This window comes from Acinetobacter sp. YH12045, assembly GCF_013419925.1.
GTDB classification, from domain to species: Bacteria; Pseudomonadota; Gammaproteobacteria; order Pseudomonadales; family Moraxellaceae; genus Acinetobacter; species Acinetobacter amyesii.
Map to the genome: position 1 here is coordinate 33,053 of NZ_VOZE01000004.1, position 24,798 is coordinate 57,850.

General features: G+C 42.0%; 24 protein-coding genes. 15 read left to right on the plus strand and 9 right to left on the minus strand.

What is annotated here, in order from left to right; translation table 11 throughout:
- Positions 1 to 62: 62 nt before the first annotated feature.
- Together rph and FTU02_RS06755 are read left to right on the plus strand one after the other, a co-directional pair.
- Positions 63 to 779, plus strand: coding sequence for a ribonuclease PH (rph, locus tag FTU02_RS06750; RefSeq protein ID WP_078193269.1), 717 nt, complete (start codon positions 63 to 65; stop codon positions 777 to 779).
- Between the two features lie 150 nt (positions 780 to 929).
- A complete protein-coding gene (locus FTU02_RS06755; protein WP_180156437.1) occupies positions 930 to 1,139 on the plus strand; it encodes a hypothetical protein in 210 nt (69 codons plus the stop codon).
- 95 nt (positions 1,140 to 1,234) lie between these two features.
- Here FTU02_RS06755 and nadC read toward each other — a convergent pair whose 3' ends face one another.
- Positions 1,235 to 2,080, minus strand: coding sequence for a carboxylating nicotinate-nucleotide diphosphorylase (gene nadC / locus FTU02_RS06760; RefSeq protein ID WP_180156439.1), 846 nt, complete (start codon positions 2,078 to 2,080; stop codon positions 1,235 to 1,237).
- A 198-nt stretch (positions 2,081 to 2,278) separates the two neighbouring features.
- Here nadC and ampD point away from each other — a divergent pair, with 198 nt between their 5' ends.
- A complete protein-coding gene (gene ampD / locus FTU02_RS06765) occupies positions 2,279 to 2,851 on the plus strand; it encodes a 1,6-anhydro-N-acetylmuramyl-L-alanine amidase AmpD (protein WP_078190631.1) in 573 nt (190 codons plus the stop codon).
- 86 nt (positions 2,852 to 2,937) lie between these two features.
- Complete coding sequence (gene murJ, locus FTU02_RS06770; protein ID WP_180156441.1) at positions 2,938 to 4,479, plus strand: murein biosynthesis integral membrane protein MurJ; 1,542 nt, start codon at positions 2,938 to 2,940, stop codon at positions 4,477 to 4,479.
- 165 nt (positions 4,480 to 4,644) lie between these two features.
- On the opposite strand, the gene FTU02_RS06775 is transcribed toward murJ, so the two are convergent.
- Positions 4,645 to 4,803 carry a DUF1328 domain-containing protein gene (locus FTU02_RS06775; protein WP_005006601.1) on the minus strand — a complete coding sequence of 53 codons (159 nt, stop codon included), beginning with the start codon at positions 4,801 to 4,803 and terminating at the stop codon, positions 4,645 to 4,647.
- A gap of 167 nt (positions 4,804 to 4,970) precedes the next feature.
- Here FTU02_RS06775 and FTU02_RS06780 point away from each other — a divergent pair, with 167 nt between their 5' ends.
- The gene (locus FTU02_RS06780) at positions 4,971 to 5,423 is read left to right on the plus strand and encodes a YcgN family cysteine cluster protein (RefSeq protein ID WP_180036044.1); all 453 of its coding nucleotides are present in this window, start codon (positions 4,971 to 4,973) and stop codon (positions 5,421 to 5,423) included.
- A 27-nt stretch (positions 5,424 to 5,450) separates the two neighbouring features.
- Here the strand turns inward: FTU02_RS06780 and FTU02_RS06785 are convergent, their stop codons facing one another.
- Entirely contained in the window at positions 5,451 to 5,927 is a 477-nt protein-coding gene (locus FTU02_RS06785) for a DUF523 domain-containing protein (RefSeq protein WP_180107828.1), read from the minus strand.
- Positions 5,928 to 5,947: 20 nt separating this feature from the next.
- Positions 5,948 to 7,744, minus strand: coding sequence for an EAL domain-containing protein (locus FTU02_RS06790; RefSeq protein ID WP_180156443.1), 1,797 nt, complete (start codon positions 7,742 to 7,744; stop codon positions 5,948 to 5,950).
- Positions 7,745 to 7,996: 252 nt separating this feature from the next.
- Between FTU02_RS06790 and FTU02_RS06795 the strand changes: the two genes are divergently transcribed.
- Complete coding sequence (locus tag FTU02_RS06795) at positions 7,997 to 9,268, plus strand: replication-associated recombination protein A (protein ID WP_111885104.1); 1,272 nt, start codon at positions 7,997 to 7,999, stop codon at positions 9,266 to 9,268.
- A 336-nt stretch (positions 9,269 to 9,604) separates the two neighbouring features.
- Here the strand turns inward: FTU02_RS06795 and purC are convergent, their stop codons facing one another.
- Genes purC through dapA form a run of 3 tightly spaced genes read right to left on the minus strand, consistent with a single transcriptional unit; the run spans position 9,605 to position 11,881 of the window.
- Positions 9,605 to 10,324, minus strand: coding sequence for a phosphoribosylaminoimidazolesuccinocarboxamide synthase (purC, locus tag FTU02_RS06800; protein ID WP_078190626.1), 720 nt, complete (start codon positions 10,322 to 10,324; stop codon positions 9,605 to 9,607).
- Between the two features lie 36 nt (positions 10,325 to 10,360).
- Positions 10,361 to 10,966: a lipoprotein-34 precursor (NlpB) gene (locus tag FTU02_RS06805; protein WP_078193263.1), complete on the minus strand. Its 606-nt coding sequence runs from the start codon at positions 10,964 to 10,966 to the stop codon at positions 10,361 to 10,363.
- Positions 10,967 to 10,981: 15 nt separating this feature from the next.
- Complete coding sequence (gene dapA, locus FTU02_RS06810; RefSeq protein WP_078193262.1) at positions 10,982 to 11,881, minus strand: 4-hydroxy-tetrahydrodipicolinate synthase; 900 nt, start codon at positions 11,879 to 11,881, stop codon at positions 10,982 to 10,984.
- A 723-nt stretch (positions 11,882 to 12,604) separates the two neighbouring features.
- On the opposite strand from dapA, the gene mhpT reads away from it, so the two are divergent.
- The 5 genes from mhpT (at position 12,605) to ppk1 (ending at position 18,390) form a co-directional block, all read left to right on the plus strand.
- Positions 12,605 to 13,816, plus strand: coding sequence for a 3-(3-hydroxy-phenyl)propionate transporter MhpT (gene mhpT / locus FTU02_RS06815; RefSeq protein WP_180156445.1), 1,212 nt, complete (start codon positions 12,605 to 12,607; stop codon positions 13,814 to 13,816).
- A 151-nt stretch (positions 13,817 to 13,967) separates the two neighbouring features.
- Positions 13,968 to 14,357, plus strand: a complete 390-nt coding sequence (locus tag FTU02_RS06820) for a hypothetical protein (RefSeq protein ID WP_180156446.1) — start codon at positions 13,968 to 13,970, stop codon at positions 14,355 to 14,357.
- Between the two features lie 70 nt (positions 14,358 to 14,427).
- Positions 14,428 to 15,078 (plus strand): bifunctional nicotinamidase/pyrazinamidase, encoded by a 651-nt coding sequence (gene pncA / locus FTU02_RS06825; RefSeq protein ID WP_078193259.1) that lies wholly within the window; start codon positions 14,428 to 14,430, stop codon positions 15,076 to 15,078.
- A 73-nt stretch (positions 15,079 to 15,151) separates the two neighbouring features.
- Entirely contained in the window at positions 15,152 to 16,120 is a 969-nt protein-coding gene (locus FTU02_RS06830; RefSeq protein ID WP_180156448.1) for a bile acid:sodium symporter family protein, read from the plus strand.
- A 206-nt stretch (positions 16,121 to 16,326) separates the two neighbouring features.
- Complete coding sequence (ppk1, locus tag FTU02_RS06835) at positions 16,327 to 18,390, plus strand: polyphosphate kinase 1 (protein WP_180156449.1); 2,064 nt, start codon at positions 16,327 to 16,329, stop codon at positions 18,388 to 18,390.
- Positions 18,391 to 18,438: 48 nt separating this feature from the next.
- On the opposite strand, the gene FTU02_RS06840 is transcribed toward ppk1, so the two are convergent.
- The gene (locus tag FTU02_RS06840) at positions 18,439 to 19,695 is read right to left on the minus strand and encodes a hypothetical protein (RefSeq protein ID WP_078190618.1); all 1,257 of its coding nucleotides are present in this window, start codon (positions 19,693 to 19,695) and stop codon (positions 18,439 to 18,441) included.
- Between the two features lie 77 nt (positions 19,696 to 19,772).
- Between FTU02_RS06840 and serB the strand changes: the two genes are divergently transcribed.
- From serB to FTU02_RS06855, 3 genes are all read left to right on the plus strand, one after another.
- A complete protein-coding gene (gene serB / locus FTU02_RS06845; protein ID WP_078193257.1) occupies positions 19,773 to 20,993 on the plus strand; it encodes a phosphoserine phosphatase SerB in 1,221 nt (406 codons plus the stop codon).
- A gap of 414 nt (positions 20,994 to 21,407) precedes the next feature.
- Positions 21,408 to 21,740, plus strand: a complete 333-nt coding sequence (aciT, locus tag FTU02_RS06850; RefSeq protein ID WP_078190616.1) for an AciT family ciprofloxacin tolerance protein — start codon at positions 21,408 to 21,410, stop codon at positions 21,738 to 21,740.
- A 156-nt stretch (positions 21,741 to 21,896) separates the two neighbouring features.
- Positions 21,897 to 22,376, plus strand: coding sequence for an SCP2 sterol-binding domain-containing protein (locus tag FTU02_RS06855; RefSeq protein WP_078190615.1), 480 nt, complete (start codon positions 21,897 to 21,899; stop codon positions 22,374 to 22,376).
- An 80-nt stretch (positions 22,377 to 22,456) separates the two neighbouring features.
- On the opposite strand, the gene dtd is transcribed toward FTU02_RS06855, so the two are convergent.
- Positions 22,457 to 22,897, minus strand: coding sequence for a D-aminoacyl-tRNA deacylase (gene dtd / locus FTU02_RS06860; protein WP_180108877.1), 441 nt, complete (start codon positions 22,895 to 22,897; stop codon positions 22,457 to 22,459).
- A gap of 229 nt (positions 22,898 to 23,126) precedes the next feature.
- Between dtd and FTU02_RS06865 the strand changes: the two genes are divergently transcribed.
- Positions 23,127 to 24,644, plus strand: coding sequence for a catalase (locus FTU02_RS06865; protein WP_180156451.1), 1,518 nt, complete (start codon positions 23,127 to 23,129; stop codon positions 24,642 to 24,644).
- Positions 24,645 to 24,798: the final 154 nt, after the last annotated feature.

A 24,798-nucleotide genomic window follows, 5' to 3' on the forward strand; every position in this document is an offset into this window, starting at 1 on the left:
AATCTGGCTGTACCTTCTGTTATAATGTACCGCAATCAATTTTGTCAGATTAAGGACTCATCATGCGTATCGACCAACGAGCATTAGATCAATTACGTGAAGTAAAAATTACCCGTAACTACACACGTTATGCGGAAGGTTCTGTATTGGTTGAATTTGGTCATACAAAAGTTCTTTGTACTGCAAGTGTCGACAACTCAGTACCGCGTTTCCTTAAAGGTAAAGGTCAGGGTTGGGTGACTGCTGAATATGGTATGTTACCTCGTTCTACACATACCCGTACTGACCGTGAAGCGGCACGTGGTAAACAAAGCGGTCGTACTCAAGAAATTCAACGTCTGATTGGTCGTAGCTTACGTGCGATGGTCGATTTGAAAAAATTGGGTGAAAATACAATTAGCATCGACTGTGATGTGATTCAAGCAGATGGCGGTACACGCACAGCATCAATCACAGGTGCAGCTGTTGCTTTGGTCGATGCGATGAATGTCTTGCTTGAAAATAAAAAAATCAAACAAGATCCGCTTAAAGGCTTAGTTGCAGCTGTTTCTGTAGGTATGTATCAAGATGAAGCATTACTTGATCTTTGCTATGAAGAAGATTCAAACTGCCAAACTGACTTAAATGTGGTCATGACACAAGCAGGTGAGTTCATTGAACTTCAAGGCACAGCTGAAGACAAACCATTTACGCGTGCACAGTGTAATGAAATGCTTGAATTGGCTGAAAAAGGCATTCAAGAATTGATCAAAAAACAACAAGAAGCTTTAGGCTGGTAAGTTGTTTGATTCATTTTAAACTGAATAAAGAACGCATCTTCGGATGCGTTTTTTTATGCGCTGAATATAGAAAATCCAACAAGAATCGGCTATTCAGTAGCGTGTCTTTGACTCAAATTAATAGGATCAGAATGCTTTGAAGGACTAAAAATGAAAAATTGGATGATGTATTTTTCTTTATTCAGCGTATTTTTGATCAGTGGTTGTGATTTTTTGGGAAATCAGGTTCAAGAGCGAGAAGGTGGTCGTTTTTCTGAACAAAGTGAAAACTCAAAAGATCAGGACGATGATCAAGATGAGCGCGAGCAGCATGAAGACGATTTGGCGCATGAAAAGGATTCTGAACATGAAACTGAATGAGTTAAACAACAGCAAGATGATGATTAAGTCATGCTAGTAAGCATCAAAAAGGGTGCAACAGCACCCTTTATTTGCGTTTAGAGTATGTCTAAAGCTTAGGCATTAAAGCGCATTGATAAATCAATCGCTGTGACATCTTTGGTAAGCACACCCATCGAGATATAATCGACTCCAGTTGTTGCCACTTCACGTAAATTTGCAATAGTGATATTGCCTGAGGCTTCAAGTTTGCAACGACCATTCACATGTTTGACGGCATCAATCATTTGTTGCTGACTAAAGTTATCCAACATCACAATATCCGCACCTGCTTCCAACGCTTGGTTGAGTTCGTCCCAAGTTTCTACTTCCACTTCAACGGGTTTACCCGGTGCAATCTGGTGTGCTTTGACAATCGCTTGTTGGATTCCGCCTGCTGCCATGATGTGATTTTCTTTAATTAAAAATGCATCAAATAAACCTAAGCGATGGTTTTGACCACCTCCGACAGCAACTGCATATTTTTGTGCAATACGTAGGCCTGGTAAGGTTTTACGGGTATCGAGTAGACGAGTATGCAAACCTTCAAGCTGCTGGACATAGGCAGCAGTTTTGGTCGCTACTGCAGATAATGTTTGTATAAAATTTAAGGCTGGACGCTCAACCGTCAGTAAGCTACGCGCAGAACCTGCGAGTTTTAAAAAGGCTTCGCCTGCGGCAACACGGTCACCATCATGTTTCAACCAAGTGACTTGGACAGCGGCATCATAAGCCTGAATGAGCGCATTGACCCACGGTTGCCCTGCTAGCACCATATCTTCACGACTAATAATTGTTGCGGTCGCTTGTTCATCTTCTGGAGTTAAAAGGGCAGTGATATCGCCTTCGCCAATATCTTCTTGTAGTGCGTGTTGAATATTGATTTGGATAGATTGTTCAAGCAAAGATTGCGATATGCTCATAAGAAGTTCCGTATCTTTTTAACCCAGGAAAATGTGCGCGTTATATTAGCATTGTTCCTTAAAAATGAGCGATTTTTAACTCCTTTCACAGACTTGAATTGAGATTTCAATGTGAAAGTTTTAGCATTAAACCTTTCAAGTAGGGCTCGGCGTTTTGATCTGCAGCATTGCAGGCCAGCTTAGACACAGGATTTTTTTATGTCACAAGCAACAACATTTCAGGTGCAGGATGGGCAATTGCTAGGTGCGCGTCAAATTCCATCACCGAATTTTAACCAACGTCCTGAAGATACCGAAATTCAGCTTGTCGTCATTCATAATATTAGTTTGCCACCTTCTCAGTTCGGCGGTGGTTATATCGAACAATTTTTCCAAAATCAGTTGGATTGGTCGAAACATCCTTATTTTCAAACTATTGAAGGGATGCAAGTATCGACACATTTATTGATCCTGCGCACAGGCGAAGTTCTACAGTTTGTCAATTTTAATGATCGAGCTTGGCATGCAGGTCGCTCAACCTATTTAGCACAAAAAGAATGCAATGATTATTCGATAGGCATCGAACTCGAAGGAAGTGATGATTTACCTTTTGAAGCTGCACAATATGCCGTGCTGACCGAGGTCGTGGCGTGTTTACAACAGGCTTATCCTAAAATTCAACAACATATTGCAGGGCATTCAGATATTGCACCGGGACGTAAAACTGATCCGGGTCCATTTTTTGAGTGGAACGCTTTTCGTCAACAGCTACATCATTTTAAAAACAAATAAACAATACATACTGCGTTTAATAAACCAATGAAATTCCTTGACGAGTTTCATTACAATAGGCGCACTTTCAAAAGTGAGAAATACCGATGGCGCTTTGGCGTTCGACAGTCATTGTCAGTGCAATGACTATGTTGTCCCGTGTATTGGGACTGGTACGGGATATTGTCCTGTTAAATGTATTTGGTGCAGGTAAAGACTTCGATACCTTCGTGGTTGCCTTTCGTATTCCTAACTTTTTTAGGCGCTTATTCGCAGAAGGGGCATTTTCACAAGCCTTTATTCCTGTATTGACTGAATATAAAACCAGTCGAACCCATGCCGAAGTCCAGATTCTGATTAGCCGTGTTTTTGGCTGTTTAGGTCTGGTGATGACTAGTTTGACGTTCATCGCGATGGTGGCGGCACCCGCGATTATTTATATCTATGCACCGGGTTTCCATGGTGATGCAGACAAGTTTGCGTTAGCTACCGATATGTTCCGCCTAACGATTCCTTACTTATTGTTTATGTCCTTAACGGCATTTGCCAGCAGTATTTTGAATAGTTATGGCTCATTCAGTACACCTGCGTTCGCTCCAGTGTTACTCAATGTCGCGATGATTGCCGGTGCGCTGTGGTTAACCCCTTATATGGCTGAGCCAATTATGGCTTTGGGTTGGTCTGTTGTCGCGGCAGGATTCTTGCAATTGGCGATTCAGATTCCAGAGCTGTGGCGTAAAAAATTACTGATTCCACCGAAAGTTGACTTCAAACACGAAGGTGTCGATCGGATCATGAAGTTGATGCTGCCAGCACTGTTTGGTGTCTCAGTGACGCAGATCAACTTACTGTTGAACACCATTTGGGCGTCTTTCATGCAAGATGGTTCAGTATCATGGCTATATAGTGCTGAACGTATGACCGAGCTACCTTTAGGTTTGATTGGGGTAGCTATTGGTACCGTGATTTTACCGTCATTGTCTGCACGCCACGCTGAACAAGATCAGGACAAATTCCGCCGTATGATTGATTGGGCAGCTAAGGTCATTATTTTGGTGGGTGTGCCTGCCAGTATTGCGCTTTTCATGCTCTCTACACCTATTATTCAGGCCTTATTTGAACGTGGTCAATTTAGCTTTGAAGATACACAGATGACCGCATTGGCATTGCAATGTATGAGTGCCGGTGTGATTTCATTCATGCTCATTAAAGTGTTTGCACCAGGGTTTTATGCGCAACAAGATACCAAAACTCCAGTACGTGTAGGTTTAATGGCGGTCGCAGCCAATGCCATTCTTAATGTGGTGTTTATTGGATTCTTTAAACTGATTGATTGGCATGCTGAGCATATGGCTTTGGCATTGGCATCATCGGGTTCCGCATTAGTGAATGCAGGGATGCTGTATTTCTATTTACATAAGCGCAATATTTTCCGTTTTGGGGCGCATTGGAAAAAATTGGTGATTCAGTTTGCGATTGCCAATGCTGTGATGATTGCTGCACTGTGGTACGGCTTAACATGGTACAACGGTGATGTGTCTGCGTGGATACGTGTCGCGGAAGTGATCATCTTATGTGTGATTGGTGTTGCTGCTTATGGTATCGCCTTAATTGCAACAGGCTTTAGACCACGTCATTTAAAACCATAAAGCTAAAACCATATAACGTAGTAAGTTTACGTGGATGTAAAAAAATAAGAGCTCATAGGCTCTTATTTTTTTCATTGACACTCAAGATGATAAAAACCTACGTTTCTTATCCATGAGTCTAAGGGGGGGGGAATTTGTAGTTTAAAACGACATACAATCCGTCGCCTAAACTTTTCCTCGAGAGAGGAAACCAACAATTGCAAGGATAACTGCAATAACCAAAAGAATAACAGCAAAGTCTTTGGATAAGCCTGCCACACCACCAAAACCTAGCAGACTCGCAATCAATGCAATTACAGCGAAAATAATAGCCCAGCGGAACATAGTTTTATCTCCATGTGATTTTTTATTCTGTATGCCCATTATAAGAGGCTAAAAAAACCTACTCTGTAGTCTTTTGTTTATTTAATGTTCAATATTCGGTAACTTAAACAAAGAATTAATGTGCAGGTTCAGTTAATATGCCTGCCACCTTTGTTGCGAGCGAGAAGATGACCGATACTCTACGCCCACATTTTTGGAAAAAGCATGCTTTGACTGAACTCACCCATTTGGAGTGGGAGTCACTCTGTGATGGTTGCGGGCTTTGCTGTTTAATTAAGCTTGAAGATGAAGATACTCATGAGGTTGCCTACACCAAAGTGGCATGCAAACTTTTAGATTGTGAAAAGGCATCTTGCTCCGATTATCCAAATCGTCAATCACATGTTCCAGACTGTATACAGCTGACGCCACATCAGATTCACCAATTTCATTGGCTACCACCGAGCTGTGCTTATCGTAGAATTTCTGAAGGTAAAGATTTACCACGTTGGCATCATCTAGTGACGGGAAATCGTGACAGTATTTTGAAGGCACGAAAGTCTGCCGCAGGGCGTTGCATCAGTGAAGAAGACGTCAACCCTGATGATATTGAAGATTATATTGTACGTTGGGTACGCTAAAGGACACAGATACGCTCTATCTTGGATCTAGAGTTGATCTTGTATCATAGCCAGAAAGTCTTGTTCTGACAGAACCTGAAAACCGTGCTGTTTGAGGAGTGCTGTGGTTACTCCATAGCCTTCAATTTTCGTACGGGTAAAGCTGCCGTCATAAATATAATGGCTGCCGCAAGACGGGCTGCGATCTTTCAAGACAACAACATCAACTTTGTGTAATTGGGCCAATTCTAACATTTGTTGAGCACCTGCAATAAATTCAGCACTAACGTCTGTCCCCAAAACATCTTTAACTTGAGCTGTACCATTGAGCACATCAGTGGCTTGACCATTTTGAATTTCTGCAGGAAAACGTGGACAGCTCAGGCCGCCCATCATTTCTGGGCAGGCCGTAATGACTTGGTGAGTCTGCATCAGTTGGCAAATCGCTTGTTGTGTATTTGATTTGGCATCATAACGAACGGGTTGGCCTGCCAGACAGGCACTGACTAAATACTTCAGTGTCATCGTGTCTTGCTCCACAAGTTTTAGTGACTCAAAAGTTCCATCGCATGGTCATAACTGAGCGGACGATAAAAGTAAAAACCTTGTCCAGTATGACAATTACATTCTTTTAAGGTATCGACCTGTTCCGGTTTCTCTATACCTTCGACTAGTATATTCAGGGAAACACTCGCACCAATTTGGGTAATCGCTTTGACAATGGCAAGTGCTGAACAGTCGGTATGCATGCGTTCCACAAAATTACGGTCTATCTTAATACAGTCGACAGGGTAATTACTCAAACGTGTTAATGATGAATGACCTGTACCAAAATCATCTAAAGAAATGTGTATGCCATGCTCTTTTAATAAATGGAGAGCGCGAATCACATAATTTGAGCCACGTTCTGACAGGCTTTGCTCGGTAATTTCGACCTCAATAATATCTGGTGATATACCAAACTGCTTTAAGCGATTCAGTAATTTTTCCGCATAGTCATCACGTAAAAATTCGACAGGTGCAGCATTTATTGAAATCGGTAGCGGTTGCAGTCCAAGTTCAATCCATTTTTGAATATCTTGAAAGATTTTAATTTGCATTGTTTCACTAATGCGTGAAGCCAATTCATAATCTTGAAATGCAGCAAAAATTTGAGAAGGTAATTGTAATTGTTGGTCTTTATCATACCAACGTAACAAGGCTTCAAAGCCGATAACTTGACTGTCAGAAAGACGAACTTTGGGTTGATAAAACGGAATAATTTGATTGGACTTAATCAAGCTGCGTGCAAGCGTTAATTGGCGAGTAGTATTTTCAAGGGTTTTTAACATAGTATGGTTGAACATTCGTACACCACCACGACCACTGCTTTTTAAATCATTTAGCGCAATATCAGCACATTTAAGTAAATTGGAGGTATTTTGTGCATCGCGAGGGTAGATCGCACAGCCAATACTCATACCAATATTGATACTTTGCCCATTATAGAAAATGGGCATGTCCATTTGCTGACAGGCGATGCTGGCAAAATTCTTTAATTGTTGTTGCGATTTTAAATTTGGAATAGAAATGGCAAATTCATCGCCACCTAAACGTGAAACTACAATATTTGTATCAAAACATTGCTGAAAACGCTGCCCAAGGGTATGCAGTAAATGGTCTCCTGCACTATGACCTAAGGTGTCGTTAATATGCTTAAAATAATCTAGATCGATTAATAACAAACCCAGTTGTTGCTGATGTTCTCGCGCCACTTTTAATTGGCTTTTAAATACTCGACTAAACGCACGGCGGTTTAATAAACCTGTTAAATCATCTCGTTCAATGATGCGTTGAAGTTTATTTTCTGCAAGTCGCTGTATCGTAATATCACGTGATACACAGAGGATTTCTTTGACTTGGCCATATTCGTTGAATACTGGGCTGAGCATATTATCCCAATAAGCCAAGGGTTCATCTGCTACTTGGCTCATGCCGACAAAGCGAGATATTTTACCTTCTTTGGCTTCGGCAAAAGCATTCAAACACGCGTCACGGACTTCTTCAGGCAGTAATTTATGCCAAGACATACCAAACTCAGTTTCAGTTAGAGGTACGCCCAGAGCTAAACATCCCGCGCGGTTCATATGCAGAACATGACCGTCTAGACTTAATAATTTTATACAGTCGACACTAGCATCTAACATTTGATTACGACTATTCAGTTTTTCTCGTAATTCAGCGCATTGATTATCTTGTAATTGTATATTCTTGGCTTGGGGCATTTTTTGAAATAAATTTATAGGTAGATCAATGCCTTGTTGAACTTGAACGATTCGCTTTTGCTTTGTTGATTGCTTCATACAATCTGTCCAATTGGGTCAGGCAAGTCTAAAATGGGATATCTTGCCGATGATACTTTAATTTGATCAATAAGGGCTAGGAAGTCTTGTTACATTATAGTTAACATTCGCCTAAGCTTTTTTACATGCAAGATACTTAAATAACGACATTAAACCACCCTCCTAAATTGAATACCGAATAAAGCAAAGATTCTGCCAAGGCAGTGTTAGAATAGAAAAAACGTCCCCAATTGCCGGAAACGAAATAATAAGATGTCAGACAGCCAAATTCCTCTTCCTGAACGCATGCGTCCTCATGATTTATCTCAAATTATTGGACAAGATCACCTTTTAGGTGAAGATGCACCGTTACGCCAGATGATTGACCAAGGGCATTTGCCATCGATTATTTTTTGGGGACCTCCGGGTGTAGGTAAAACCACAATTGCATTGTTGTTAGCGCAGGCCGTTGACCGACCATTTATTAGTTTATCTGCGCTCAATACTGGGGTGAAAGAGTTACGTGAAATCATCGCCGATGGTGGAGATTTATTGACACCTGTGGTGTTTATTGATGAAATTCATCGTTTTAATAAGTCACAACAAGATGCCTTACTGAATGCAGTTGAAAAGGGCAAAATTACCCTGATTGGTGCAACCACAGAAAACCCTTCATTTGAAGTTAATAATGCCTTATTGTCCCGTTGTCAGGTGTATACCTTAAATGCTCTGGATAATGATGCAATTCAGCGCTTATTGGATCAAGCCATTCAGCAAGATTCGTTTTTAAAAGAGCGTTATATTCAAATCGAAGAATATGAAGCTTTATTTCAATTTGCCGCAGGTGATGCTCGTAAAGCATTAAATCTTTTAGATTTAATCGCCAGTACGTTTGAGCCAGACTTAGAGAATATCATTAACAATGCGGTGGTAGTCAAAGTTGCGCAGCAAAATATTGCACGCTATGACAAATCGGGCGAACAGCATTATGATCTAGTTTCGGCTTTTATTAAGTCGATTCGAGGCAGTGATCCAGATGCCGCTTTGTATTGGATGGCTCGAATGCTCAAAGGTGGTGAAGACCCCGTCTTTATTGCACGTCGTATGTTGATTGCTGCTTCAGAAGATATTGGTAATTCCAACCCAAATGCATTATTGCTGGCTGGAGAATGTTTCCGATCTGTGCAGGCAATTGGTATGCCCGAATGTCGAATCATTTTGGGGCAATGTGCGGTGTATTTGGCAACCAGTGCTAAAAGTAACAGTACTTATTTGGCCATCAACAAAGCCTTAGATTTGGCAGAAAAAACCTCGAATCTACCTGTGCCACTACATTTGAGAAATGCACCAACCAAATTGATGAAAGAGCAAGGCTATGGCGTGGACTATTTATATCCACATAATTATCCTGAACATTTTGTCATGCAGGATTATATGCCGCCTGAACTGAAAGGCACTAAGCTGTATGAGTCTGCACGTAATAAACGTGAAGTTGAAGGTGAGCGTTTGCAGCAACGACGTTGGATGCAACAACAGCAACAATGATTTGAATGATCATAATGGCAAGGCGCTTCGGCGCCCTTTTTTATGTCTATGTCATGCAAAAAAAAGCCCAACTCAAGGCGAGCTGGGCTGAAAAAATAGGATGTCTTTGGGGGAGATACATCCTAGAGGGTAGATGGAAAATCTGGTCGGCATACACATTGGAGACGTATAGATCCTGGTGCTGCCTGATATGTAGCTATCTTAGTGTGAACGTGGGTAAATGTGAAACAGAGGTTTTTTATGGTTAACATTTGTTTTTTCGATCATGGATTAATCGAGTAATATTTCATTAAAAAACCGAGCTAAAGAGCTCGGTTTTTATAATCGATGGACGATTTAGATATCAGAAAGGTCGATACCTAAACGTGCAGCAACTTCTTCATAAGCTTCAACTACACCGCCTAAACCTTGACGGAAACGGTCTTTGTCGAGTTTTTTCTTAGTGTCTTTGTCCCATAGACGGCAGCCGTCTGGAGAGAATTCGTCACCGAGTACGATACGGTCGTGGAACACGCCAAATTCAAGTTTAAAGTCAACAAGCAGCATGTTGCCTGCATCGAATAGACCTTTAAGTACTTCGTTTACTTTATAAGTCAATTCTTTCATTTGAGCGAGTTGTTCTGCAGTCGCCCAACCTAATGCAATCGCTTGTGATTCATTCACCATTGGGTCGCCTAACGCATCGTCTTTGAAGAACAATTCGAAAGTTGGCGGAGTAAGTTCTTTACCTTCTTCAACGCCTAAACGACGGCAAAGTGAACCTGCTGCATAGTTACGGATTACGCACTCTACAGGAACCATAGTCAATTTTTTCACTAAAACTTCAGTTGGAGAAAGAAGTTTTTCGAAATGAGTTTCGATACCAGCCGCAGCCAATTTTTCCATGATAAAGGCGTTAAAACGGTTGTTCACCTTACCTTTGCGATCCAGTTGTTCAATTTTTTCACCGTTGAATGCAGAAGCATCGTCACGGAAAACTAGGATGAGGTGGTCAGAACTATCTGTTTCATAAACAGATTTCGCTTTACCAGTATAGAGCAAGGTTTGTTTTAACATGAGGGAACCTTTTTCGAGAAAAAATGCCTAGTACGACTAGGCTGGCCAATTTTGGTAAATCTGAGCTAACAGATCTGCAGCTTTTTCTTTGTCTGCAAAACTGTTATCGGCATTGAACACAGCGATGTTATTGCTTGAACCTACAGAAGAAAGTCTTAAGACATAGGTCTGCTGATCGACCTTGACGGTTACTTCGTAACGGTTTTTGCTCTGACCAACAATGGTATGGTTAAGGCTGCTGAGGGTAGCAAGTGTGTATTGCCAAATTGTAGCAGAATTTCCTTCAACTTTGATCAGTGGATTTTGATTTCCATCCACCAATAGTTGAGGGCGGCTAATATTTGTACTGTCTGTTGAGGAATCTGCAACGACATTATTTTTTTCCGCGGCTGGACGCGGAAGGGCATAGCGATTGCCGCGCTTATTTTCAAGCTTTGGTGCATGCTCAATTGCTAGTGGGTCAACAGATGGAGCAGGATACAAAGGCGTTGCAGGACGAACCATCGACCCTTCAGGGTATTTCAGCGGTTCAACATCTGTGGTTTGTTTATAGTCCAGTGTGCCATTATTAAAGGCAAGTGAACTACAACCGGCTAATGTAAATACTGAAAGTGCCAGGCTAAGTCCTAAACGTAATTGCATGATGTTTGCTCTTCTTTATTTGATAACGCCCGCAGTGATGAGTGCTTCACGAAGCGGAGTACGATATTGTTCTGCAAGGGGTGTTAATGGTAAGCGAATGCCTGTTTCAATCAGGTTCATCTCATGAAGTGCCCATTTCACAGGAATTGGGTTCGATTCGCAAAATAAAATTTGATGTAAATTTGCAACAGTATTGTTTTGTTGCTCGGCTTGGACTGCGTCACCCGCCAAAGCGCTTGCACACACTTCGCTCATTTCTTTTGGCGCCACGTTCGCAGTAACCGAAATGTTGCCTTTAGCACCTAAACCCATTAACTGATAAGCCGTTGCATCATCACCTGAGTACACCACCATATCTTTGCCTTTAAGGCCTTCAATGAGTTCTTGACCACGAGGAACATCGCCAGTGGCGTCTTTAATGCCCACGATTTGTGGAATATCAGCAAGACGGATCACGGTGTCGTTGTGCATGTCAACACCGGTTCGGCCAGGTACATTGTACAAAATTTGAGGTAAATCAACAGCTTCAGCAATCGCTTTGTAGTGTTGATACAGGCCTTCTTGGGTAGGTTTGTTATAGTATGGTGTAACTAATAATGCCGCATCTGCACCTAATTCTTTGGCTTCTTTGGTGAGTTCAATTGCTTCGTGGGTTGAGTTTGCACCTGTGCCGGCAATAATTGGAATGCGTTTGTTCGCCACACGGATGATTTCTTTGATCACCTGAGTGTGTTCGGCCATGCTCAAGGTAGAAGCTTCACCTGTAGTCCCAACAGCAACAATACTATTGGTGCCTTGCTTTATATGCCACTCAACCAGCTTCTCGAGGCTCTTCCAATCTACGCTGCCATCTTCAAACATTGGGGTGACGATTGCGACAATTGAACCTTGAATGGTCTGAGCTTGCTGAGTCATTTTGAAAAGCTATCCTATTTGTCCATCCGACAAGATGAAATATTGATTTCTGGATGGTTTCGAATTTTGATTTGTAGCATGTTCATTGGGCTATACCCAAATTGAATAATGCTTACGCAAATTATGACTGATCAAACGCATAAGAACAATATGCTTTGGTCAAAGCCATAAAATTCTTTATACAAATCAAACTTAAAACAATCAAGTGTAAAATAGCGGTTTTTTTGCAGCCTGAAAATTGTTCAGCAAGGGCTGAATCTTGAAAATGTGTTATTCAATCGAGAGGGTTGGCATGGTTGATGGGATTGATTAAATCATCAGCAAAAGGTTGATCTATGTGTATTCCGTGCTTTTTAATCAGAATTTAAGATTAAATAACAATGACTAAAGATTTAAAAACTATATCAATTCGCTCGGGTTTTATTACAAATGATTGTTAAAAACTTGGGTAATAATCTTTTTTATATCTAATAGAAATAGACATGTTTTTATGAGTGTTTAAAAAGATCGCTTGATTTGACTGTTCATTGCACGATTCATATTTTTTTATTTTAAATTTTTAATTGTTTTTACGACTTTGTGACTTAAAGCACAAAAACTATTACACCATGCACGTAATCCAATTTTGGACGAAAGGCTTCAACTTATTGGTAGTTATATCTTTTATAAGGCTCAGCGATGATGCGACTTAATTTGAACGCTGATGACAACAAGGATTCTCCAATGGAAAAGTCAGATAATAAGCATGCTATTGTCACGGTAGCAATCTGCTTCCTTATTGCCGTAATCGAAGGTCTGGATATTCAGGCTGCAGGTATTGCAGCAGCAGGGATTCGTGAATATTTCGGGCTGGATAGCTCGCAGCTAGGGGTGTTTTTTAGTGCCGGTATTTTAGGATTATTACCTGGTGCTTTGTTGGGTGGTCGGATTGCAGACCGAATGGGCCGTAAAAAAGTATTAATTTGGTCTACGGGGATGTTCGCCATCTTTACCTTATGTACGGTATGGGTAAATAGCTTCCATAGCTTACTCACTGTACGTTTTCTTGCAGGTGCAGGTTTAGGTGCAGCAATGCCAATTTTAATTACCTTGGCATCTGAAGCGGTAACGCCACAAAATCGTGGTCGTGCAGTCGGTTTGATGTACTGTGGTATGCCTGTGGGTGCGGCAATCTTGTCATTAGTTGCAATGACGGACTTCGGTGCAAACTGGAAAAATATTTTCTATTTAGGCGGTTTATTACCGATTGTTGTGATTCCATTGATGATTTGGTTCCTGCCCGAATCGCGTGAATTCTTGAAAGCCAAAGATCAAGCGGTTCAAGCGACCGCCAATGGCGAAGTGCAACAAGGTGCTTTCAAAAACCTCTTTAACACAGAAAACCGTTTACGTACTTTCTCAATTTGGGTGAGCTACTTCTTCACCTTGATGGTGGTGTACATCATGTTGAGCTGGTTACCGTCGTTGTTCACCGAACTCGGTTTCACTCGTAAAGATGGTGCAACTGCGCAGTTCTACTTCATGGTGAGTGCAACCATTGGTACGATCATTTTAGGTATGTTGACTGATCGTTGGAAGAAAGCTTATGTGATCATTTTGATGTACGGCGGTATTTTGGCAGGTCTATTTGCGCTGAATGGTGCAGGTTCATTGACTCAAATGTACATGGCATCAGCTTTAGTCGGTGCATTCGTGATTGGTTGCCAAGGTGTATTGTATGCCTTCGGTGGTATCGTGTATCCGACACAGTTACGTGGTACGGGTGTTGGTGTAGCTTCAGCCGTTGGTCGTGTCGGTGCAATGTTAGGCCCTGCAATTGCGGGTCAGTTATTGGCAGCAGGTTTTGGTGCAGCAGGGGTGATTACCGCGGCAATTCCATGTATCGCAATCTCTGCAATATTTATGTTGTTATTGGTACGTCGTATTCCATCATAAGGAACATGCCATATCAAAAAAAGCCCGCATATTGCGGGCTTTTTTATGGCGACAATAGAAGTCGCACTAATGCTCTAAGCCAAGATAAATAAATGTATTTTATGTAAAAATACAGCAGAAAGAGAAAACAAAAAATCAACGTAGAGGGGCTATGTCAGCAAGAAAACTGGTCGCAATTTTTAAAGTTGATCAACGTGAATTTAGTTTGTATCTACATCAGCACGAATTTATCTTGGAACTCAAACCTGTATTTCAAAGAAACCGCCAACAGCCGAGAAAAAATGCGTGGTTGGCCTTTGCCGATGAACCTACCCTAGAAGATGTTGCTGAAAATATTAATGCATTTGAGGTCATGCAACAGACACGCAGCCATTTATTAAAATATATCTTTAAACATCAACCGCGATATTTTTATTTTCATGCTTCGACTCGGCGAAAAGCCCCTATTTACCCACGATTTGCACAGCGGCTGGTTGAGCATTTGCCCAAGTATCGGTATTGTCAGGAAGGACAGTCATTTTATTTTTATGCACAGGACTGAATACTAAGGCTTTTAAAATATGAGCGAATCAGTAGAGTCGCCGAAAATGCATGACAACGGATGGAGAGATATGCAAAAAAATACAGCGCTGATTGTGGTTGATGTACAAAATGGTTTTACCCCGGGTGGTCAGTTGGCTGTTGCCAATGCCGATCAAATTATTCCAGGGATTAATCAACTGGGGCAATACTTTACGAATATTGTGCTGACTCAAGATTGGCATCCAGCCGACCATATCTCTTTTGCTGAAAATCATCCTGAGCATGTACCTTATGACAGCATAGAGCTGAATTATGGAACGCAAGTATTGTGGCCGACGCATTGTGTACAAGGCACACAGGATGCCGAATTGCATCCTGATTTAAATTTACCAACGGCGCAGCTAATTATCCGTAAAGGTTTTCATCAGCATATCGACAGCTACTCTGCTTTTATGGAAGCAGATCAGAAAACTTCAACAGGTTTGGCGGGCTATTTGCGCGAACGTGGTATTGATACAGTCTTTGTGGTGGGCATTGCCACGGATTTCTGTGTTGCATGGACGGCAATGGATGCACGTAAGCTTGGTTTTGAAACTTTTGTGATTGCTGATTTGACCAAAGGGATCGATTTACAGGGTTCGCTTCAGCATGCATGGCAAGACATGTTGGCGAATGGGGTGAAGCGTATTTACCTGAAAGATATTGTGCAGCAGCATGCACAGGCATTATCTTTGGCATGACCCAGTGGGCTCAGTTGAGAAAAGGCACAAGGGTGTGCCTTTTTTTGTCCCTGTTTTTAAATGGAAGATGCCTATGTCGGCTTTCTTAAAATTCACTCAATTTGTGCAGAAAACATTTGCGATTTGGGTGGTGATGTTTGCAGCGCTCGCCATGTTTTTTCCTGATGTATTTGTTTGGTTAAAAGCATATATCCCATGGATGCTAGGCATCATTATGTTGGGTATGGGCATGACCATGACACTGCAAGATTTTAAAAGTGTATTGCAAAGTCCAAAAGCTGTGATGATCGGGGTTTTAGCACAGTTTATTGTGATGCCGGGATTGGCATTTTTCTTGTGTAAATTATTACAACTGCCGACAGAAATCGCGATCGGGGTCATTCTTGTCGGTTGCTGTCCGGGTGGAACGGCCTCTAATGTCATCACCTATATGGCAAAAGGCAATACCGCATTATCTGTTGCCTGTACCTCTGTTTCGACATTACTCGCACCGGTTTTAACCCCTGCGATTTTCTATTTGCTGGCAAGCCAATGGATTGAAATTAATGCGGCATCGATGTTGGTTTCAATTTTACAAGTGGTTTTATTTCCGATCATTGTGGGGTTAATGATTCGAACTGTATTTAAGCACCGAGTGGATGCCTATATACAGGTCATGCCATTGGTTTCTGTTGTGGCAATTGTGGCGATTGTGGCGGCAATCATTGCGGGTAGCCGAACACAGATTTTGCAATCAGGTTTACTGATTCTTGGGGTAGTGGCCTTACATAATGGCTTGGGCTATCTATTGGGTTTTTGGGCCAGCCGACTGTTTAAATTGCCCTATGCAGACTGTAAAGCAGTGTCGATTGAAGTTGGGATGCAAAACTCAGGTTTGGGTGTGGCATTGGCGGCGACCCATTTTGCTGCTTCACCTCTGACCGCTGTGCCGAGTGCGATTTTTAGTTTGTGGCACAATATTTCGGGTCCCGCACTGGCAACCTATTGGGCAGCACGGACGAGTGAGCCCAAAGCATTGGAACAAGACAAGCCTGTGCAATAAACAAAAAAACAATTCAGTAAAATAGAGGGCAATGTCCCTCTTTTTTGATGTCGAAAATAAATTTTACGATTTGATGAACAGGGCTTTAGGGAATTGCATGCTTTTTTAATTGATTAATGCTATTTGTAACATAAGTGTCATCTCCGCTGCCTAACATGCCGGCAACCACTTTAGATATAGACTGTTTCAAACAGCATTGAGAGGGTATGCAACATTTTCAGCATTCATCAGAGACCTATTATAATCGTGAATTGTCACTTTTAGATTTCAATCGGCGGGTCTTGGCTCAGGCACTCGATTCAAGTTTACCTTTACTTGAACGCTTGAATTTTCTCATCATTTTTTCACGCAATTTAGATGAATTCTTTGAAATTCGCATTGCGGGGCTGATGAAACAACGAGATTTGAATGCGATTGCACGGACGCCAGATGCCATTCCGACTGAAGTGGTCTTAGATGAACTTTCCCAAGTGATTCATGACACGGTTGCAGAGCAATACCAGACCCTCAATCATGCTGTATTGCCTGCATTACAAAGTGAAGGCATTCGCTTTATTCAATTTAAAGATATTTTAGAAAAACATCGGGCGTGGATTAGCCATTATTTTAGTAAAGAAGTTCAACCAGTCTTAACACCAATTAGCTTAGATCCATCGCATCCGTTTCCACGCTTGGTCAATAAAAGCCTCAACTTTATTGTGAGTCTAGAAGGCAAAGATGCCTTTGGTCGTGCCATTGAAATGGCAATTGTGCCTGCGCCACGCTCATTGCCGCGTTTAATCAAAATGCCCGCCGAGGTTGAAGGCAGTGCAGAGACACAAATTTTCCTGACCGCCATTATTCAGCAACACATCAATGACCTATTTCCGGGGATGAAAGCGACGGGCTGTTATGCCTTTCGAGTGACACGCAATGCAGATTTAGTTCTGGCTGAAGATGTGGATGACTTGGCGGTGGCATTAAAAGATGAATTGTCTTCGCGGCGATTTGGTCGGGCAGTTCGCTTAGAAATTGAAGATGATTGTCCGCAAAGCATTATTGATTATTTGTTAGATGAATTTGATTTGAGTGAGCAGGAGCTCTATCGCATTGACGGCCCGATCAATTTATCGCGTCTCAGTGCCAGTTTTAATCGACCTGAACTGAAATATCCGGTCTATACACCGATTATTCCTAAAGTTTTTCGTAAACAAACCGCGATTTTTGATGTATTAAAAACACAAGATGTGTTGTTACATCATCCGTTTGACTCCTTTCAACCGGTTATTAACCTATTACGTGAAGCTGCAAAAGACCCTCAGGTTTTAGCCATTAAGCAGACGCTTTATCGCAGTGGGCCAGATTCGGACATCGTACAAGTTTTGGCGGAGGCGGCTCGCAACGGTAAGGAAGTAACCGCAGTTATAGAACTTCGGGCGCGGTTTGATGAAGAATCCAATATTACCGTGGCCAATATATTGCAAGAAGCTGGGGCTGTCGTGGTGTATGGCATTGTGGGCTATAAAACCCATGCCAAGATGATTTTGATTGTGCGCCGTGAAAATAATCAACTATTGCGCTACGCCCATTTGGGAACAGGTAATTACCACGCAGGCAATGCGCGGATGTATACCGATTATGGCCTGATGACGACGCATCCCGATATTTGCGAGGATGTGCATCGCATGTTTCAGGAACTGACAGGCATGGGCAAGATGGCGAAACTAAAAGCCTTACTGCATGCACCATTTACCCTGCATACCGAACTATTGAAACTGATTGAACAGGAAATTATTGCCGCGCAAGCGGGAAAATACGCACGAATTATTGTGAAGGTCAATGCACTCACGGAACCGCAACTGATTGCTGCTTTGTATCGTGCATCGCAAGCAGGGGTATCTGTAGATTTAATTATCCGTTCGATTTGTTGTTTGATTCCTCAGGTCAAAGGGATGTCTGAGAATATTCATGTGAGATCTATCGTCGGACGCTTCTTAGAGCATACTCGAGTGTATTATTTTGAGCATGCAGGCGAAAAACGATTGTACTGTGCCAGTGCCGATTGGATGGGACGTAACTTATTTTCACGGGTCGAAACCTGTTTTCCCATTTTAGAAAGCCGTTTGAAAAAACGCATTATGAAAGATTGTTTACTTAACTATTTGGAAGATAATCAAAATGCATGGGAAATGCAGTCGAATGGGCAATGGGAGAAAGTCGCGGTTGAAGCAGGTACCGAACCGCATAACGCGCAAAAATATTTGATTGCACAGAAAATTTCGACTGTTTAAGACAAAAAATCCCGACTTAAGTCGGGATTTTTGATTTCGCTCAAACCTTTACGAGGCTTTTGACTGTTTGGATTTTAAAATTTCAGTTCTGAAGTTTTGAGCCAATTCAGCAGCATCACTGTCCATCCCATTGAGCATAAATGCATGACGAGTGAGCACATTGGTCGGATTTGGCAAGCTCACCAATTGGAAATGATCTGAAATCTCTTTGAGCAAAGTTGTCGGCACATGAATGGCACTTTCTTTGGCAACCAATTGTTGTACTAAACGTTCAGCCGCTTGTACAGAAGACAATTGCATGGCTTCGACAGAGCTTGAAATTGCACTACGGGTTTGTAAAACGAAACGTTTTTCTTCACGGTAGCGTTTATATAAAACATCAGAAAGCAATTGGAATACTGAGCTGATCATGGTGAGGCAACGCAGCGCATCTGGAGTGTCAGCGGTCATGCTGATGGTTGCGCCATGTTCATCAAACTTATGTACCGTACTGATGTCAGAACTGTTCAATTTGTAATGTTGAACACAGAGTTCTGTGGTTTTATTTAAGAAAATTTGGCAGAGATTAAAATACGGCACAGACACGGTTTTGTTGACGCTATCGAGCAGCTGTTTCGGATCATAAAATTGAATATTTAATGCCAAGCTGTTGCTGTCGAGAACCACTGGTTTCATGTCTTTATGTTGTTTTGCTTTGGCCTGCGCATTTTGCTGCGCTTGAGCAATCGCCACAGCGGCATTATGTTTTTCTTGTTCTAAAGCCTGCGCTAGCGTTTGAATTTCATGTTTTAGACGTGATTCATTGTTGATTCGCGCTAAATATTCAGTACGACTTGGACGCGCAATAGCGCGATACGCCAACCATAACAAGCCATGTAAGAATAATGAAAATAGAATCGCAGCCCATTGGGTACGTAAGATTTCACCAATACTTGGTTTAATTAAGGTGATTTCAACCGTTCCAACTTTCTTTTCGTTTTGCAGCGCATCTCGAACAAAGATTTCACCGTCACGGGTTTTGGTCAAACCGCCTGTGGCCAAAACTTGATTATTGGCATTTAAAATGCGGATGGAAGCCACGCTCGGGTTGGTTGCATAGCGGTCAGCAAGTAAGGCTAATGATACGGTATTGGCCGGCTCAAGCTCAGATAGGCTGTCTGTAACCAATTGACTGGTCATCAGTTGTCCCTGACTGGCACGGTTTTCGTTCAGTTGGTGGGTTGTTGCCAATACCAATAAAAAGGTATGCAAAGCAAAACAAACTACTAATAGGCTAGCAAATAGCCCTTGTCTAGGCGCATTCAACGTAAACTTCCAAGGCAATTCTATTCAATTTAGATTATGATTCTTACATTAGTTGTAGCTCAGACCCGAGTCAATTCATGCGAGAAATCATTCTTATATCACTTTTAGGACCTGACCAACCTAATCAATTTACACGATTAATGCAGGTTTTGTCCGCACATTCCTTACAGATTTTAGATGTCGGACAAGCAGTCATCCACAATCAGCTGACTTTAGGTATTGTTGTTTCGTCGGAAGACCAGACTGCGACAGCATTAGCCATGAAGGAGATGTTGATTTTAGCACATGATATTGGCTTAACTGTGCGCTTTAAACCAATCTCTACAACAGAATATCAACAATGGGTAAATGAGGGAGGCCGCACACGCTATATCGTTACGGCACTTGCGCCAGAATTACAGGCGTCTCATTTACAGGCAGTTACAAATATTGTGTCGAGCCAAGGCTTCAATATTGAAACTGTGACTCGTTTATCTGGCCGTCCAGAATTAGATGGATCAAGCGAAGGTCCACGCCGTGCCTGCGTTCAATTTGGTTTAAAAGGCCAGATGTTGGATGCCACTGCGATGCGTGCAGCATGTTTACGTCTATCTACCGAACTAGGGGTAGATGTTGCCGTTCAAGAGGACAATGCTTACCGTCGTAATCGTCGTTTAGTCTGCTTTGATATGGACTCAACGCTGATTGAGCAAGAAGTGATTGACGAATTGGCGATTGAAGCGGGTGTCGGCGCTCAAGTGGCTGAAATCACTGAACGTGCTATGCAAGGTGAACTCGATTTCCAACAAAGTTTCCGTGCACGTGTGGCACTGCTCAAAGGTATGGATGCTTCGGTATTGCCTAAAATTGCAGAACGTCTGACTGTCACAGAAGGTGCGGAACGTCTGATTTCAACGCTTAAATCATTGGGTTATCGCACGGCTATTTTGTCAGGTGGTTTTCAGTATTTTGCTGAATATCTACAAGCAAAACTGGGTATCGATGAAGTCCATGCCAATGTACTGGACGTCCAAGATGGCGCGGTAACCGGTGAAGTGAAAGGCCATATTGTGGATGGTGCCCGCAAAGCCTTCTTGTTGACTCAAATCGCTGAAGAAATGGGGATTTCATTAGAACAAGCCATTGCAGTCGGTGATGGTGCGAATGACTTGCCAATGTTGTCTTTAGCTGGCTTAGGCGTTGCCTTCCGTGCGAAACCTTTGGTGCGTCAAAATGCCAATCAAGCCATTTCAAGCGTGGGTTTAGATGGTGTTCTTTACCTGCTTGGTGTGCATGATAAAGATTTAAATCGTGCTTAAAACCATTTAAGGCACAGTCAAAAACGTAGCCAAAAGGCTGCGTTTTTTTATGCCAAGAATTCAGTTCATCGGATGAACGGTAGAAGAAAATTGTCGATAAAAACAACGATTAACAGCATTCGAAAAATTAATTTTTTTAGCCTAAAACCAGCTGTTTTTTTTGTAATGACACTCGAAACGAGATGCCATCATTGTTCTAGAATTTCTTTAAAAAGAAAAAATGTAATGACAAAATAATGTTGCGACAAGGTGTGTCGCATGGACAAAAAACGAGACTTTTTTTATGCAAAAAACTCAGCATAATGCTTGCAAGAGATTGAGATCGACCAAATCTATTTACTGAAGATACAGTAGTGAGACGGCTCAGCATCCTGTAAGACAAGAGATGTCAGTTGTCAAATGACGGAGGTTTTTATGTTAACAGCGAATTTAGCAACAATCGTTGGCCTGAGCTTGGTATCGGCGGCTGTGATTGCTGTTTTCTTCTCGCCTTATCGTCGCTGGTTAAGTTTTATGCTGGCGGGGATGCTGGTGTGGGGACTCATTGAAGTGATTCGATTTGGCACACAAACCATGTTTGAATTATCAGTGACCTATAGTTATTTAACGGCATTAATGGCCGCAATGGTGGTATTCACTTTAGTATTGTTACGTGAAGACCGCCGTGCAGAGCGTGCGATGGCAAAGCGCCAATGTATAGAGCACACGCCTGTATATGATGAAGAACAGCAATGTTCGAGCCGATAAGTGCCAGAACAAAATTTCAATGAAAATGCGCCTAAGGGCGCATTTTTTTATGAACGCATTAGTCCGATTTGAGATACAAAGCCTTACTTCTCAAAAGCCAAGTTATGGTAGGATGAAGCCAGTCAATTTTCCAACAATTACAATAGGCTTTAAGTCATGAAACTATCATCAATTCCTGTCGTAAAACTACCTTTAGTTGATGTCAGCACGGATCCACTTGATTTACTCGTGGCAGGTTTAGCGCTTCGTATGAAACAGCTTGCACGTACTAGCCCTAAATTCATTGAATTGGTTCATGAACGTCAATTCCGCATTCAAATCGGCACGGATTTAGGTGTTGCACGTCAAATTATTGTAAATAACGGACAGATTGATACTGTTTCAGGCGATGCTGAAAAAGCAGACTTTATTTTGCAATTTGCGGACAGCGAACAGGGCGTGAAAACCCTAATGAAAGGTGACCCAACAGCATTTATGACGGGTATGCAAAATGGCAGTATTAAAATGGAAGGTGATTTTGGTCTACTGGTTTGGTTTAACCAAGTGGCGAAGTTAATTCCACCTAAACTTCCAAAACCAGTTAAAGAAAAAATCAAAATCGCACGTGCGTTTATTAAAGAAAAAACAGGTAAGTAAGATTTACGCCTTGTTCTCCTCCTTTAGCGGGAGGATTAAAAAAAAGCCCTCTTTTGAGGGCTTTTTTAATGCTTCAGTGGTTATTCAACTTCTAAATTAAAGGTCACTGGACCGTCATTAACCAAATGCACTTTCATGTCGGCAGCAAAGATACCTGTTTGTACATGGTCATATTGGCGCTTGGCATAATCGACCAGCTGTTCATACAGTGCTTTGGCATCGCTTGGCGGCATGGCAGGGCCAAAATCGGGGCGCAGGCCTTTTTGCGTTTGCGCCATCAGGGTAAATTGAGACACCAAGAGGATACCGCCGCCGGCTTGACTGACATTCCAGCCCATCTTGCCTTGTTCATCATCAAAAAAACGGTATTTCAAGATCTTATCGATCAGCTTTTTGCCTTTTTCTAAATCGTCAGCTTTGCCAAGTCCTAAAAACACCAAAATACCGTGATTAATTTCACCCGTGATCTCACCATCCACCACCACTTTGGCTTCTAAAACACGTTGTAACAAGGCCCGCATAACTTCTTCCGAGTAGAAAATTGAACATAGGGCAGGGATTGTAGCAAAGACAGCATTCTTTCGAAGCGATGTTTAGAAAACTTTGGGCTCAAACATTTGAAAATGAACTGTATATTTTTTATAAATCTAATAATACGATTGAATTTATGAAAATAATCTGTTTTATCTATTTATTAAATATCAGTATCTTTGCGGGGCAGGAAAGGTATTTAACAGAGAGATTAAGACGATGTTTAAGCGTTCTTTATTGGTTGCGATGTTAGCAACAGCAACAACGGCGACTCAAGCAGCGCCATTAACCAAAGACAATGGTGCACCAGTAGGCGATAACCAAAACTCGATTACTGCGGGTCCAAATGGTTCAGTTCTACTTCAAGACGTACAATTGGTTCAAAAATTACAACGTTTTGGTCGTGAGCGTATTCCTGAGCGTGTGGTACATGCCCGTGGCACAGGTGCGTATGGTGAATTCGTTGCAACTAAAGATTTATCTGATCTCACCATTGCTTCATTGTTCAAAGCAGGTACTAAGACTCCAGTTTTCTTACGTTTCTCGACTGTAATTCATGGTAAAGGTTCTCCAGAAACTTTACGTGACCCGCACGGTTTCGCGATCAAGTTCTATACGCAAGAAGGCAACTGGGACTTAGTGGGTAACCAAACTCCAGTATTCTTCATCCGTGATGCGATCAAATTCCCAGACTTCATCCATGCCATGAAGCCTAGCCCAATCAACAACGTTCAAGACGCAAACCGCGTATTTGATTTCTTGTCTAGCCAGCCATGGGCAACCAACATGTTGACTTATGTGTATGGTAACCAAGGCGTGCCTACCAGCTACCGCGAACAAGACGGCTTTGGTGTACATGCGTACAAGCTTTATAACGACAAAGGCGAATACAAATACGTTAAATTCAACTTCCGCTCTAAACAAGGCGTGAAAGGTCTGAACGTTAAAGAAGCTGCTGAGCAACAAGGTAAAGATTTTAATCACTTGACTAACGATCTTTATAACAACATCAACGCTGGTAAATTCCCGAAATGGGATCTTTATATCCAAGTGTTAGATCCTAAAGATTTAAACAGCTTTGATTTTGACCCGCTTGATCCAACAAAAATCTGGCCGACGAACCTAGTTCCAGAAACTAAAGTCGGTACGTTAACGCTGAACCGTATGCCGAAAAACTTCTTCAATGAAACTGAACAAGTGGCATTGGCTCCAGGTAACTTAGTCCCAGGTATCGAGCCTTCAGAAGACCGTCTATTACAAGGTCGTATCTTCTCTTACTCAGATACTCAAATGTACCGTTTAGGCGCGAACCACCAGCAAATTCCAGTCAACCGTCCGCTTGTTGCTGTTAACAACAACAACCAAGATGGCTACATGAATGTTAGCGAGCGTGATTCTGACGTGAACTACGAGCCAAGCCGTAAAGTGCCTAAAGCTGCCACTGAGAAAGCACGCGCTGTTCAAACTCCGCTGACAGGCACAGTTCAACAGATCGGTACCAAAGAGCAAAACTTCAAGCAAGCGGGTGAGCTTTACCGTTCATACTCTGCTAAAGAAAAAGAAAACTTAATCATGAACTTGGCTGCGGATCTTGGCAACGTAAAAGATTCTGAAACCAAGCACATCATGTTGTCTTACTTCTACAAAGCAGATGCAGACTACGGTATGCGTATGACTAAAGCAGTAAACGGCAACCTTGCAACAGTAAAAGCTAAAGCAGCACAACTGAAAGACTAATTTCGATCAGTCTGAAGGATTGGTAACTAGGGTCTAGAACGTTACCTCAAAAAAGTCCTATGAAGCTCCATACCTTTCCTGCACCCTAGGGGGGAGTTTCATAGGCACTCCTTAAATATTCATTTTTTTAATGAAATGAATTGTTTCCAATTCA

Coding starts and splice junctions, on each gene's coding strand:
- rph (WP_078193269.1), top strand. CDS start 63: ATGCGTATCGACCAACGAGCATTAGATCAATTACGTGAAGTAAAAATT.
- FTU02_RS06755 (WP_180156437.1), top strand. CDS start 930: ATGAAAAATTGGATGATGTATTTTTCTTTATTCAGCGTATTTTTGATC.
- nadC (WP_180156439.1), bottom strand. CDS start 2,080: ATGAGCATATCGCAATCTTTGCTTGAACAATCTATCCAAATCAATATT.
- ampD (WP_078190631.1), top strand. CDS start 2,279: ATGTCACAAGCAACAACATTTCAGGTGCAGGATGGGCAATTGCTAGGT.
- murJ (WP_180156441.1), top strand. CDS start 2,938: ATGGCGCTTTGGCGTTCGACAGTCATTGTCAGTGCAATGACTATGTTG.
- FTU02_RS06775 (WP_005006601.1), bottom strand. CDS start 4,803: ATGTTCCGCTGGGCTATTATTTTCGCTGTAATTGCATTGATTGCGAGT.
- FTU02_RS06780 (WP_180036044.1), top strand. CDS start 4,971: ATGACCGATACTCTACGCCCACATTTTTGGAAAAAGCATGCTTTGACT.
- FTU02_RS06785 (WP_180107828.1), bottom strand. CDS start 5,927: ATGACACTGAAGTATTTAGTCAGTGCCTGTCTGGCAGGCCAACCCGTT.
- FTU02_RS06790 (WP_180156443.1), bottom strand. CDS start 7,744: ATGAAGCAATCAACAAAGCAAAAGCGAATCGTTCAAGTTCAACAAGGC.
- FTU02_RS06795 (WP_111885104.1), top strand. CDS start 7,997: ATGTCAGACAGCCAAATTCCTCTTCCTGAACGCATGCGTCCTCATGAT.
- purC (WP_078190626.1), bottom strand. CDS start 10,324: ATGTTAAAACAAACCTTGCTCTATACTGGTAAAGCGAAATCTGTTTAT.
- FTU02_RS06805 (WP_078193263.1), bottom strand. CDS start 10,966: ATGCAATTACGTTTAGGACTTAGCCTGGCACTTTCAGTATTTACATTA.
- dapA (WP_078193262.1), bottom strand. CDS start 11,881: ATGACTCAGCAAGCTCAGACCATTCAAGGTTCAATTGTCGCAATCGTC.
- mhpT (WP_180156445.1), top strand. CDS start 12,605: ATGGAAAAGTCAGATAATAAGCATGCTATTGTCACGGTAGCAATCTGC.
- FTU02_RS06820 (WP_180156446.1), top strand. CDS start 13,968: ATGTCAGCAAGAAAACTGGTCGCAATTTTTAAAGTTGATCAACGTGAA.
- pncA (WP_078193259.1), top strand. CDS start 14,428: ATGCAAAAAAATACAGCGCTGATTGTGGTTGATGTACAAAATGGTTTT.
- FTU02_RS06830 (WP_180156448.1), top strand. CDS start 15,152: ATGTCGGCTTTCTTAAAATTCACTCAATTTGTGCAGAAAACATTTGCG.
- ppk1 (WP_180156449.1), top strand. CDS start 16,327: ATGCAACATTTTCAGCATTCATCAGAGACCTATTATAATCGTGAATTG.
- serB (WP_078193257.1), top strand. CDS start 19,773: ATGCGAGAAATCATTCTTATATCACTTTTAGGACCTGACCAACCTAAT.
- aciT (WP_078190616.1), top strand. CDS start 21,408: ATGTTAACAGCGAATTTAGCAACAATCGTTGGCCTGAGCTTGGTATCG.
- FTU02_RS06855 (WP_078190615.1), top strand. CDS start 21,897: ATGAAACTATCATCAATTCCTGTCGTAAAACTACCTTTAGTTGATGTC.
- dtd (WP_180108877.1), bottom strand. CDS start 22,897: ATGCGGGCCTTGTTACAACGTGTTTTAGAAGCCAAAGTGGTGGTGGAT.
- FTU02_RS06865 (WP_180156451.1), top strand. CDS start 23,127: ATGTTTAAGCGTTCTTTATTGGTTGCGATGTTAGCAACAGCAACAACG.